This window comes from Candidatus Woesebacteria bacterium (assembly GCA_016700095.1).
Classification (GTDB): domain Bacteria; phylum Patescibacteriota; class Microgenomatia; order UBA8517; family UBA8517.
Map to the genome: position 1 here is coordinate 570825 of CP065002.1, position 12615 is coordinate 583439.

Consider the following 12615-nt stretch of genomic DNA (forward strand, 5'->3'; position numbering starts at 1 on the left):
GAGCAGGAAATGATCAAGCTTTATTGGTAAACCGCGGACTTTTAGGTAAAGGTTGTTTATAAAATTAAAAATTACAAAATTATTTTAAAATACGTTTAGTCGCAGCATATATTAGATAGTATTTTTAAGAACCAAATTAATTAGTTGTTTAGATACGATTTGGATTATAATAGACCGATGGAAACACCTCGAGTAATACACGAAGATATCGAAACACCTCGTGTAATACACGATGATAAGGAATTTATAATTGTTGACAAACCTTCGGGTTGGATTGTAAATGATGCACAGACGGCAAAAGGTCAACCCGTTTTGCAAACATGGCTTGATAATAATCTTAAATATGAGCTTTGTGGACAGACTATTTATCGGTCGGGGATTGTGCACCGCCTGGACAAAGAAACAAGTGGACTAATAATCATTGCCAAAACCGTTGCGGCTTTTGATAACCTGCAAGCGCAATTTAAAAACCGCGTGGTCGAAAAAACATATAAAGCCTTGACGCATGGTAAGGTAAATCCGGCAAAAGGTGTCATTAATGCACCTGTTGGGAGATTGCCATGGAGGAGAGACCGCTTTGGAGTGTTGGCAGGTGGTAGAGAGGCATTCACAAGCTACGAAACAGTGTCAAATTACAAAGATAATAAAAACAATTTATATAGTCTAATAAACACCTTTCCCAAAACAGGAAGGACGCACCAAATCAGAATTCACTTAAAACACCTGGGTCATCCGCTTGTTGCGGACGAGTTCTATGCAGGCAGAAAAACCGCCAGAAACGATCGAGTTTGGTGTCCAAGACTATTTCTACATGCTTGTGCTATCTCTTTTAAACATCCTGTAACGCACGAAAATCTTAATTTCGCCTCAGATTTACCGGCTGATTTACAAAAAGTAATTGAAAAATTAACCAAGCTTGACTAACGGCGCTTTACTTAGAATTTAACCTCAATTACACTTAAATTGTATTTATATGGATATGTTTTTAAATATCGCGGTTTTGCTTGTTGTTGCAGCTTCGTTTGGTATACTTGCTAAACTTTTTAAACAACCACTTATTGTCGGATATTTGTTCTCTGGAATATTTTTAAGTGCAACTGGATTATTGGGAGATACTGAGGTTTTTGAAAGCTTCGGGACGATCGGAGTTACACTCCTACTTTTTCTTCTGGGTTTGGAAATGAATATCCGTGAGTTACCGGTTATTGGAAAGGTTGCTGTCATAACGGGATTAGGGCAAATAATATTTACCTCGTTAATTGGATTTATCCTGGCGACAATATTGGGATTTGATACACTTCCGGCCGTCTATATTTCTATCGGTCTTACTTTCTCATCAACAATTATTATTGTAAAGCTACTGTCCGAAAAGAAGAGCCTGGCAAGTTTATACGGGAAAATAGCAGTTGGATTTTTGTTGGTTCAGGATTTTGTTGCCTTAATTATTCTAATGTTACTTGTGGGCTTGGGAAACGGAAACCTGTCTGGATGGAATTATTTGTTTATACTTCTTAAAGCAATTTTTCTTTTTGGTCTTGTGTGGTTTTTGTCAAAGAAAGTACTTTCCGTACTTTTTGAAAGAATTGTCGGAAATTCACATGAACTTCTGTTTGTCGTAAGCATTGCTTGGGCTATCGGTTTTGCCGCATTTCTTGCAGGACCGATGGATTTTACTCCCGAAATCGGTGGGTTTTTGGCCGGTCTTTCGCTTGCAGGTTTACCTGCACATTTGCACATTGCAAGTAAAACCAGGCCACTTAGGGATTTTTTTCTAGTAATATTTTTCATGTTGCTTGGGACAAAGCTTGTTGTCGGTGGAGATGTTTTTAATTTAATTCCACATGCTATTATATTTTCGTTATTTGTACTAATTGGAAACCCGATTATTGTTCTAATAATTATGGGAGTGATGGGATTCAAAAGAAGAACAAGCTTCATGGCTGGTTTGACAGTTGCACAGATTTCGGAATTTTCATTAATCGTTGCCAACATGGGTTTAATGTTGGGTCATATTACTTCAGAGCATGTGGCGTTAATAGTCATGGTTGGAGTAATCACCATGACTATTTCGACGTATTTGATACTGGGATCCGATAAACTGTATAACAAAATATACAAACAACTGGCAATATTTGAGAGAAAAAAGACCAAAGAGTTACAGCTGGTTACGCAGATTGATAAAAGTAATCATATCGTCTTAGTCGGTGCCGATTCGACTGGCACACCGCTTGCGATGTATTTTAAGCACAAAAAAATGGATTTTGTGGTAGTTGATTTTAACCCTAATGTATATGAACGATTTACCAAAAAGGGAATTCCGACTGTTTTTGGAGATATCAATGACTCGGAAATTTTAACTGCATCAGGGATAGTCCGTGCACGAATTGTTATATCAACTATTTCCGATCTCGCCAGTGACCTGACACTACTAATTCATATCAAAAAAGAAAACATTAACCCTGTGGTAATTATGTCTGCTTCATCTACTCACAATGCACAAGTATTATACGAGAATGGAGCATCTTATGTTGTTGTCCCCGACGTGGTATCTGGGGAACACATTCGCCATATGCTTACTGTCTATGGTAATTCTCCTCAAAAATTTAGAAAAATTGGCAAGAACCATTTATCAAGGTTGAAGAAAAAACAATAGTTATATATTATGCCTGCCCGAAAAAACAGACAGCGTCGTGCTGTAAAACACACTAAACCAAAAAACAAAAATAGATCAAAGAAATATCTCGTTTTGATATTGGTTTTTGTTTTTCTTGGCTTGATTCTGGTATTTTTACACAGGTCGACAAAATACTGGAGTGGGGAAGGTAAGCTTCGTTTGGTTTCTCCAGCGGAAAATGGTGATGTTGTTATAAGCGTTTTTGATCCCGAACTTGATGATATAACTACCGTTATTGTTCCGGGAAACACCCAGATTAAAGTTGCCAGACAAATGGGAATATGGAAAACAAGATCGCTTTGGAAACTGGGGTTCGATGAAGGCTTGGGTGGTAAATTGCTGGCAGAATCTTTGACACATCATATGAAATTACCCGTGGTTGCTTGGGGTGATGAAGAGGCAATTGGTTTTTCCAGTCAGAGTGTCATCCAGATTGTTAAAACCGCATTGTTGATGACGAATACCAATTTGACGTTTGGAGATAGGATAAAAATTGCACTATTTGCATTTGGAATTCAGAATACAAATATGTCGACCATTGATCTTCGCAACACGGCATATTTAAGTAAGACCATATTACCTGATGGAGAGGAGGGATATGTAGTAGCAGACACACTTCCACAAAAAGTCGCCGTGATATTTTCTCAGGAAAGTATTTCGAAAGAGGGAACCAGAATTAGAATAATTGATCGAACGATAAATTCCAACATTGCCGAGGAGTTGGGGGAAACACTACAAGTGGCTGGGGGTAAAATTACCTCAATTACAAATGAAAGTAGCGATAATACAGACTGTGTTGTCGTGGGAAGTAATAAATTTACAGTAGATTATGTAGCCGATATGTTTGATTGCACTAAAAACTACGAGAAAACCGCTAACTTTGATTTAGAAATCACAATCGGAGAAGAGTTCGCTAAGCGATTTTAGAAGTCTTCATCCTCGGATTTTGACTGCGGATCAAATGCCATATAATCAATCTTATCAGAGGAAAATGAAGGAATATCTTGCAGATCTTTACATCTTTTAGTTTCTCGAATAAAGACAGTTACGTCTTCTTTCTCGACGGATTTAATACACACACTGTATTCATTTCCATATCTGATTAAGTTTCTGATATGGCCGGAAAGATCATCGGACAATCTACCGATATATTTCCCTTCACAGGAACATATATTTACGCGATGTCCGTGCGTGTTGAGCTTTACTTCGTCTCCGGTGTCAATCGTGGCAATAACTTTGGCACTTCCTAAATGCATCAGCTGAACAATTTTTGTTTTACCCGGTTCTTCTAAAAATATATTAGCTTTGGAAACAGTTGATGGTTGGCCGGAAGTTTTTTTCAATCCCTTCCATCGGTTGAGAGATTTATTTGCAATAGAATTAAAAGCGTCTATTTTTAGAACCTTTTGAGCTGTCGCACGCGCGAGTGGCAAATCGCCCATCTCGGCGTACGCCCTGGCTAGTCTATTCAATGCATCGACATCGCTTGGGTTTGTCTCAAGTATTGTCAAATTTATTTTTGAGGCTTCTTTCCATTTGCCTGCCAAAGCAGCCGATACGGCTTGGTTGTCTAGATCAATATCCATTTTTTGCTGTTTAAGAGTATAGAGTCGAGTAGTTTATTGTCAAGAGCCTATCGTTGGAAAGTAGATCGTAGTATAATCTAAAAAATATGTCTGGACATTCTAAATGGTCGACAATAAAGCACAAAAAGGAAGCTACCGATTTTGTTCGCGGTAGACTTTTCTCGAGACTTTCAAGAGCCATTACGATTGCAATCAAAGCTGGTGGGGGTCCAAATCCCGAAACAAATTATCGTCTTAGAGTGGCTATCGAAACGGCTCGTAATGCCAATATGCCCAAAAGTAATATTGAAAGGGTTTTGGCAAAAGCCGAATCGGCAGGGGATATGTATGAAGCGAGATATGAAGGTTTTACCCCTGGCGGTGCCGGGGTTCTGGTCGATGTTGTTACTGATAATAAAAATAGATCGGCACAGGAAATAAAACAAGTGTTTGAGAGAAATGGTGGACAGTTCGCTACCCCTGGTGCAGTCTCTTTTAACTTTGAATCAAAGGGCTTGTTAACTGTTGAAAAGACCGACAAAACCGAAGACCAGATTTTGAATCTGATCGATTTAAATCCGGAAGATGTTATTGAAAGTGAGAGTAATCTTGAGGTGTATGTAAAACCTGATAGTTTGCACGAGATTAAGCAAAGTATTGAAGCAAAAGGTTACAAAGTAATGTCGGCGAGTTTGATTCAGAAACCAAAAATGCAATGTTTGGTTACCGATAAGTCATCCATTAACCAAGCTTTGGCACTTCTTGAATTACTTGAAAATCACGAGGATGTGCAAGCAGTATTTACAAATCTGGACATACCGGATGAACTAGCACCAAAATAAAACTATATAATAATGACCAAACGTCAACGGTTTATCCTCTCTTCTTTTTTACTATCTCTTGGATTTATTGCGATTGCCTTTATTGAAAATCAATACAGGATTTTGGGTATCGGAGTTCTAGGTTTATTTACATTAATAATATATTACTGGTCCTTGCGAGAGGGTTTGGGTTTGAATATGACTCTGATCACTCTTGTTTTACCTTTTTTCTTTACGGTTGGCGTAGGACTATTTTGGTTTTTATTACCTGTGGGTTTTGCTGTCAGAGTTCCGATTGTAATTCTTTATGGTCTCGGGATATATACTCTTTCACTTACGTCAAATATTTATACTGTCGCGGCAATTAGAACCATTGCCTTACTGCGTGCCGCGCGGGGAGTGGGGTTTGTGCTTACACTGCTTACTTTCTTTTTAATTTATGACGCAATATTTTCGATACGCGAAAGTATTTTTATTACCTCACCATTAATCGCGGTGACCTCCATGCCGTTATTTTTGCAAGGGTACTGGTCTGTCGGATTGGAGAAACGCATAACCAAGGAAGTTGTTAATCTGTCCTTAGTTGCGAGTTTAATTTTGGGGCAAGTAGCCCTGCTCCTTCACTTCTGGCCGGTAACTGTTGTTGTCGGATCTTTGTTTTTGACCATTGCTTGCTATATCATTTTGGGATTGGGTCAAGCTAAAATAGAAGGACGGCTTTTCAAGCAGACTGTTCGAGAATATCTCTTTTTGGGAATGCTGGTGTTTATCGGTATGTTTTTTGCTACACGTTGGGGTGGATAGTTTTGTTTATCCCAAGCTTACCTTACTTATGCTTGTTTTTCGTTAAAAATTAAAGTAAGCGATGCACTTACTTTATTCACACTTATTTGGGCAATTCCACTTCGTAAACATGGCCGGGTCAGCATGAATAATTAATTATTGAGGAAACATAAGACTTAAATATTTTTGATACATCGACAAAGGGGGAGGAGTGTGGGTGTAAGTATATCCTATAATATATTATGCGACGTATTTACCTCATTGTTTTCACGAATATTATAGGATCTTTTCACGAAATAGGTTAGTTTTTCATCGACCATAATTTAGCCGAAGCTAGACGCCGTTAGGAAAGTAAATAGATGTTATACAATGATATAGTTAATAGGCACGAAAGACCCCATTAGTGATATAGTTTGTACAATAAATGTGGATATCTTTATATCGACTTGGTAGGTTTGCTAGGTACGCTACTTTCTTTGGAGCTATATTTCAAGGTACCCGGACAAAGAGGATGACGGTAAGACGGGTTTAGTTAAGCCTTAGAACCCCTTATTGGTTCTCTGTAATTACGGTACGCCAAAGCGTGTGTAGTTATAAGAACATCAAAAAGTAATAAGTCGCACAATAATACTTTTGCGACTAATACAATATACCAGGGTGGAGACTTCATAGATAACAACTTCCATAAACATATCGCGTTAAGTATTGTATTACTTTACTATAAATGTATTTAGTTCTCCTTTTAGTAAGTTGGCTAAACAATCTTTCCGAATATATACCGAAATATATTTTTAGCCTTCTAACCTTACTCCCCCAACTTGTTGTGTGAATTTACTTTATGAAAATATAGCGAGAGATAATATTTTTATAAAGTAAACTTTGACGTGTAGGGATAAGACATAAATAGGGGTTATTAATTAGTTACTGAGTAAAATAATATTAAGTGAATGAATCTCATATCATTAAAGAAAACAAACATGGCTTAGAATTGAAATAAGAAAGCCATAGCCTTAAAAAGAAGCGAATTTAAGCCTATTTATGATACACAATATTGAATATTGAATTTATGAAATAGCATATAGGAAATGTTAAATACTAATTAATGAATATTGGAAAACAAAATTAAAGACAAAATGTTAGACAATTAAAGACGGATTATTAGAAAACTTAATTGAAAGCGAAAATAACACAATATTGAATTCGAATATTGAAAAGAGTAAACGCATATCGAAATGAAATAAAGAAAACTGAATATTTAACAAGGGAAAATGAAATCTGTAGTTATGTGTAACTTGTAAGACTAAAGTAATGCAAGCTTAATATGCGGTATTCAAAGCTCGTGGTTTGAAGGCATAAGAAAAGAGATAATAACAAAAAAATTATTGGTCGCACATTATTGACAATAAAAACACTACCCTGTAGGATGAAATTATAGCTGTTTAATTAAAACATCTTACTGTAACTCATGGCTGCCCGCTCTGAAATTAGTCAACACATTGATTCCTTTTTGGAATATTTGGAGGTTGAGAAGGGCTCCTCTCCCCTAACAATTCGCAATTACCGTCATTACTTAACTCGCTTTCTTGAATATCTGGAGCATGAGGGGATTAGAACTAATTTAGCCGATATAAACAAAGAAACAGTTCGCATGTTTAGACTTTACTTAAGCCGGCTTCCGGGTAGTCCACGAAATTCACAGCTTGATGCTGAAACGCTTTCAAGAAGGACGCAAGGATATCATGTTATTGCGCTCAGATCATTCCTTCGTTGGTTAATCAAAAACGACTTTAAGGTTATGTCTCCTGATAAAATCGATTTACCCAAAGTCAAAGACAGAGAAGTACAGTTTTTGTCGGGGGAGCAAGTAGATAAAATTCTAAACGCCCCTACCCTATCTAACATTAACGGTAAACGAGATAAAGCGATTTTAGAAGTGTTATTTTCTACCGGTCTTAGAGTATCGGAGTTGGTTAAATTAAATAAAGATAAAATTGATTTTGCTTCACGGGAATTTGGTGTTGTTGGTAAAGGTGGGCGCGCAAGGGTGGTTTTTTTGTCTCAGCGGGCAGCTTCTTGGATACAAAATTATTTAGATGCCAGACGTGATCATTTCACTCCCCTGTTCATCCGCCATAAAGGAAAAGTCGATCCATCAACGTCAAGTGAAAACATGCGTCTTACACCACGGAGTGTACAAAGAATGATAAAAAAATATTCACATAAAATGAAGTTACCGATTGAAGTTACTCCACACGTCCTTAGACACAGTTTTGCCACAGATTTACTTATGGCAGGGGCAGACCTGAGAAGTGTACAAGAAATGCTTGGACACAAGAATGTGCAAACAACGCAAATCTATACACATGTAACCAATAAACAATTAAAGGATGTGCATGAGGCGTTTCATGGAAGAGTAAAATAGCTTTGTATAATTGACCCTTCTATCTAATTTTGTTTAAATACATTTATGGCTGATGAAGTAACAACGGTGGTACAAGAGTTAACCGCACAACAAAGTAGTAGGGCATTAGTAGAAAGATACAAAGGACATAAACCCCAAGAAACATTCATAGAATCAGTCAGAGGTCATGACGGTGTATTTCGACCAGTAAGTATAAGTGACGCGGTTGTTGATGTAAATAAAATGCCTTCTAGAGTAGATCCCAAAGATGCTCCAATTATACATGCACATGGAGGTACCCCCAAAGGCGACAAGCAAAAAGGTAATCCAAAAGTAAATGATGGGTTTACATCAGTATTTTCAGAAAAAAGACAACAGGAAATTGAAGAAGAAGAAAGAAAACAAAAAGAGGCGCAACACGCTGCCGAACAGCAAAGAATTAAAGAAGAAGAATTGAGGCAAAAATATATTAGAGATATCGCTGAAGGTGAGGCAAAACGGGTGGTGGGGTCTATTTATACAACCGAGGGTAGAAGAAATACAACACAGCTTATGGATCAATTAGTTGATGTTTCAAAGAAAGGTTTGTTTCCCAAAACTGATCGTGTCCGCGAACAGGTGCTTTATTCTGTAGATAGACTGATAGACCAACAACTAAGTGCCGAGTCTTTGGGTGTACTGGGATACAAACTTCAAGTACGCTGGGAAAAAGAAAATCCGATTGGTAAACATGCAAGTCGTAGCGAACAAGATGAATGGAAAAAGAAGAAAGAAGAACATTTCGAAACAGTAACGCAACAACTGCGCGATATTGCTCAAGCTTTAGCTTATTTGGCCAGAGGAAGAAACGCGGTGAGAATCCCTCGTTTTTCAGGTGAACAAAGGAAAATTGTTGATAGTGGAATAGAAAGAAAGGTGTATTGTGATCAATTCGAGAAATCGTGGAGGGGGGTTCAAGATAAATTCACAGAAGACAAAAATCCTCCGTGGTATATAATTAAACAAAGTTAATAATGGTAGAAGAAGTTAGTCAGCCAACTGTGCAAGCCAAAGAAGCGGTTAGTTCGTGGGAAAAAACCGAGTGGAGTGGAGTATATGATGGAATGGATTTGGCTCATTATTGCTACGATACCGGGGAGAATAAAATAAACAGAGATATTTTAGATGAACTCACTAAAATTCAGAAGATGGGGTTACGTCAACGCCTTTTTTTAGATGAGGGAGGAAGAATGTCCATTGTGCTTGATAGACTTGATAGACTTCCCTTAACCGATGCTAGTAGTCAATCTGTGGAGGAGTTGTTTGGCTCAAAAGCGATTGCAAAAATTGCTGCCAAGGAACAAAAAGAAGAGAAAGAAATAACAGCAAGAATTATTAAAATTGCACAAGCAAGAGCCTATGTAAGAAACGGTGATATACCTGAAAATATACATACTACAGAGTTGGGTAAAGATAACGTGAGAAGGGATTTTTATAATAATGGTTTTAGAAATGGATGGAATACCACTAGAGATGCGACTAAATCTAGGCGGGATGAAAGTCCTTGGTATCTAACATAACAACTCAGATTGTTACAAACCAAATTTCACACCCCTTTATTGTTTTTTGATTTCCTCATCCTCGTCATCGATGGATTTTTTAAGTGCGGTTACACCCGTGACACTATCTGATGCTTTGGCAAATCGCATTAAGATTACTCCTTGGGTAATCCTTCCCATCTGGGGAATATTTTTTGAAGGAAGTTTTATTACTTGACCCGACTTGCTTGTTACTACTATCATGTCGATTTCTTCGTTGACCATCGTAGCGCAAGCCAGAGCACCTGTTTTAGTATTTATAACAGACGCCTTAACTCCCTTCCCCGCCCTTTTTTGTACGGGAAATAGGTGTATTCCGGTTCTTTTACCAAGACCTCGCTCGGAAATAATAACCATATCGCGGTATGTTTTTCTGCGCTTATCTTTATTTTCTTTGATTTGTCCCGGAAAAACTTCCATTGTTATTACGTGGTCGTTGGGGCTAAGTTTAATTCCTGCGACGCCTGTCGTTGCTCTTCCCATGGATCGGACATTTGCCTCAGGAAACCTGATTGATTTGCCCTGTTTTGAAATAAGCAAGATATGATCGTCTCCGTAAGTTTCCCTGACGTGGGCTAATTTGTCAGTTCCCTTTAGTCTCATGGCAATTAGTCCTGACGTTCTCATGTTTTTGAAATCTTTGATTGAAGTTTTTTTAACGATGCCGTTACTGGTTGCCATAATTAAATATTTGATTTTACTTTCGGATCCGATCGGGAGAATGGACAATACGTTTTCACCCTGTTCCAGGTTTAGGAAATTAACTAACGCTTGACCCTTTCCTTGTCTTGACGAATCCGGTATATCCCATGCTTTTGTTCCGTATACTTTTCCTTTGTCGGTGAAGAAAAGCAGGTCATCGTGAGTAGTTGCTGAGTAAATATGTTCAATTTCGTCCTCTTCTTTGGTTGTCATGCCGATAACCCCCTTGCCTCCCCTGCGTTGTGATTTATAGGTATTTCTGGGCACTCGTTTGACGTAACCTGTTTTCGTAATCGTAATTAAAGTTTCTTCTTTGGGTATAAGGTCCTCTTCGGAGAAATCACCGATGGCTTGCTTGTAGATTTTAGTCAAGCGTTTGTCGCCAAATTTTTCTTTCAAATCTGTAATTTCTTCGACAATAATATCCAACACTCTCTCGGGATTTCTTAGAATTGCAGTAAGTCGGTCGATTAATTTTTTAATTTCTTCGTACTCCTCTTCAATTTTTTGTCTTTCCAGGGCAGCAAGGCGCCTTAATTGCATGTCGAGAATTGCCGTCGATTGGATGTCTGTTAGCTTAAATCTGGTCATAAGATTTAATTTTGCTTCCTCTTGAGTCTTGCTTTCGCGGATAGTTTTTATAACGGCATCCAAATTGTCGAGCGCGATTTTTAATCCTTCGAGGATGTGAGCTCGCTTTTTGGCTTGGGTTAGATCAAAGATGGTTCTTCTGACAATCACCTTTTGGCGGTGCTTAACGTATTCCACCAAAATTTGTTTGAGATTAACCGTATGTGGAGTGCCGTCGACAAGAGCAACGAAATTGGCAGAAAATGTGGTTTGTAATTTGGTATATTTATACAATCTGTTAAGAATCGATTTCGGTCTGCCATCTCTTTTTAGATCGATAGCAACTCTTAGACCGTCCTTGTCTGATTCGTCTCTTAAATCTGCAATGCCTTTAATTTTTTTGTCTCTGACAAGATCCGCAATTTTTTCAACTAACTGCGCCTTGTTAACTTGGTATGGTAATTCGGAAATAATAATTTGTTGTTTCCCTTTTGCGCCTTCTTCGATTTCGGCTACTCCCCTAACCACAATCCGACCGCGTCCTGTAGCATAAACATCTTTTATTGAGTTACCGTCGTAAATAGTACCTGCTGTGGGGAAATCCGGTCCGGGAATGATACCAACCAAGTCTTCGACCGTCACATCACTTTCAAAACTAATTGAAGCGGGATTTGTTTCCTTTTCAACAAAGTCTTTTTGCTCTCCTGAGGCGATTAAGTCGATTTTCTTGAGAACAAAACTGGCTTCGGTTTGTTGTGTATCTTTCTCGAAAATTACATGACCTTTTTCGATAGTTAAAATAATGGCGTCAACTACTTCCTTTAAATTATGGGGGGGGATTTTGGTTGCCATACCTACGGCAATTCCCTCACTGCCCATGAGCAAAAGATTGGGCAAAAGTGCCGGTAGATAAACAGGTTCTTTTTCCGTAGCATCGAAGTTGTTAGTAAACTCAACTGTTTCTTTATTAATATCTTCCAAAAGCTTTGGAGCATATTTGCTTAGTCTGGCTTCGGTGTACCTCATTGCCGCAGGGGGATCACCGTCGATACTGCCAAAATTTCCCTGTCCGTCAACGAGCGGATAACGCATCGAAAAATCCTGAGCGAGACGTACCATAGCGTCGTATACGCTGGTATCCGAATGCGGATGGTATTTACCCAACACTTCTCCAACGACCTTGGCGGATTTGGAAAAAGCCTTACCGGGGACTAACCCCATTTTGTTCATGGCAAAGAGGATTCTCCTGTGAACTGGTTTTAACCCATCACGAACATCGGGAAGTGCACGCGAGACGATCACGCTCATGGCGTAATCGACATACGACTTTGACAGCTCTCTTGTGATTGGTACTATTTCTACTTTTCCGATATCCATATTTTTTATCTCCGCGATACAAATAATCCAATAAATTGGAGGCAGTACAATTTGTTATCTATAAATTGGAGATGTATTGTAATTAGTCATTATTGCATTGATAACCTAGCCATCAATACCCCTTAGCGTTTAGCGTATTTAATAC

Annotated in this window: 10 protein-coding genes; 8 read left to right on the top strand and 2 right to left on the bottom strand. The window is 38.3% G+C overall.

What is annotated here, in order from left to right; translation table 11 throughout:
* Positions 1-177 precede the first annotated feature (177 nt).
* The 3 genes from IPM62_02820 to IPM62_02830 are packed head-to-tail and all read left to right on the top strand — an operon-like array spanning position 178 to position 3601.
* Positions 178-924 carry an RluA family pseudouridine synthase gene (locus IPM62_02820; protein QQS39519.1) on the top strand — a complete coding sequence of 249 codons (747 nt, stop codon included), beginning with the start codon at positions 178-180 and terminating at the stop codon, positions 922-924.
* Between the two features lie 49 nt (positions 925-973).
* Positions 974-2653 carry a cation:proton antiporter gene (locus IPM62_02825; protein QQS39520.1) on the top strand — a complete coding sequence of 560 codons (1680 nt, stop codon included), beginning with the start codon at positions 974-976 and terminating at the stop codon, positions 2651-2653.
* Between the two features lie 9 nt (positions 2654-2662).
* The gene (locus tag IPM62_02830) at positions 2663-3601 is read left to right on the top strand and encodes a hypothetical protein (protein QQS39521.1); all 939 of its coding nucleotides are present in this window, start codon (positions 2663-2665) and stop codon (positions 3599-3601) included.
* Here the strand turns inward: IPM62_02830 and IPM62_02835 are convergent.
* Complete coding sequence (locus IPM62_02835) at positions 3598-4260, bottom strand: tetratricopeptide repeat protein (GenBank protein ID QQS39522.1); 663 nt, start codon at positions 4258-4260, stop codon at positions 3598-3600. The genes IPM62_02830 and IPM62_02835 overlap by 4 nt on opposite strands.
* Before the next feature lie 86 nt (positions 4261-4346).
* On the opposite strand from IPM62_02835, the gene IPM62_02840 reads away from it, so the two are divergent.
* The 5 genes from IPM62_02840 to IPM62_02860 all read left to right on the top strand — a co-directional run bounded on the left by IPM62_02840 (position 4347) and on the right by IPM62_02860 (position 9803).
* Positions 4347-5081 carry a YebC/PmpR family DNA-binding transcriptional regulator gene (locus tag IPM62_02840; GenBank protein ID QQS39523.1) on the top strand — a complete coding sequence of 245 codons (735 nt, stop codon included), beginning with the start codon at positions 4347-4349 and terminating at the stop codon, positions 5079-5081.
* Positions 5082-5093: 12 nt separating this feature from the next.
* On the top strand, positions 5094-5864 hold the full coding sequence (locus IPM62_02845) for a hypothetical protein (GenBank protein QQS39524.1): 771 nt from the start codon (positions 5094-5096) through the stop codon (positions 5862-5864).
* Between the two features lie 1444 nt (positions 5865-7308).
* Entirely contained in the window at positions 7309-8265 is a 957-nt protein-coding gene (locus IPM62_02850; GenBank protein ID QQS39525.1) for a tyrosine-type recombinase/integrase, read from the top strand.
* Between the two features lie 45 nt (positions 8266-8310).
* Positions 8311-9255: a hypothetical protein gene (locus tag IPM62_02855; GenBank protein ID QQS39526.1), complete on the top strand. Its 945-nt coding sequence runs from the start codon at positions 8311-8313 to the stop codon at positions 9253-9255.
* Between the two features lie 2 nt (positions 9256-9257).
* Positions 9258-9803 (top strand): hypothetical protein, encoded by a 546-nt coding sequence (locus IPM62_02860; protein QQS39527.1) that lies wholly within the window; start codon positions 9258-9260, stop codon positions 9801-9803.
* A 36-nt stretch (positions 9804-9839) separates the two neighbouring features.
* On the opposite strand, the gene IPM62_02865 is transcribed toward IPM62_02860, so the two are convergent.
* The gene (locus IPM62_02865; protein ID QQS39528.1) at positions 9840-12470 is read right to left on the bottom strand and encodes a DNA gyrase subunit A; all 2631 of its coding nucleotides are present in this window, start codon (positions 12468-12470) and stop codon (positions 9840-9842) included.
* Between the last annotated feature and the right edge of the window lie 145 nt (positions 12471-12615).

Bases quoted from the DNA above. Each gene is read 5' to 3' on its own strand.
- IPM62_02820 (QQS39519.1), top strand. From the start codon at position 178: ATGGAAACACCTCGAGTAATACACGAAGATATCGAAACACCTCGTGTA.
- IPM62_02825 (QQS39520.1), top strand. From the start codon at position 974: ATGGATATGTTTTTAAATATCGCGGTTTTGCTTGTTGTTGCAGCTTCG.
- IPM62_02830 (QQS39521.1), top strand. From the start codon at position 2,663: ATGCCTGCCCGAAAAAACAGACAGCGTCGTGCTGTAAAACACACTAAA.
- IPM62_02835 (QQS39522.1), bottom strand. From the start codon at position 4,260: ATGGATATTGATCTAGACAACCAAGCCGTATCGGCTGCTTTGGCAGGC.
- IPM62_02840 (QQS39523.1), top strand. From the start codon at position 4,347: ATGTCTGGACATTCTAAATGGTCGACAATAAAGCACAAAAAGGAAGCT.
- IPM62_02845 (QQS39524.1), top strand. From the start codon at position 5,094: ATGACCAAACGTCAACGGTTTATCCTCTCTTCTTTTTTACTATCTCTT.
- IPM62_02850 (QQS39525.1), top strand. From the start codon at position 7,309: ATGGCTGCCCGCTCTGAAATTAGTCAACACATTGATTCCTTTTTGGAA.
- IPM62_02855 (QQS39526.1), top strand. From the start codon at position 8,311: ATGGCTGATGAAGTAACAACGGTGGTACAAGAGTTAACCGCACAACAA.
- IPM62_02860 (QQS39527.1), top strand. From the start codon at position 9,258: ATGGTAGAAGAAGTTAGTCAGCCAACTGTGCAAGCCAAAGAAGCGGTT.
- IPM62_02865 (QQS39528.1), bottom strand. From the start codon at position 12,470: ATGGATATCGGAAAAGTAGAAATAGTACCAATCACAAGAGAGCTGTCA.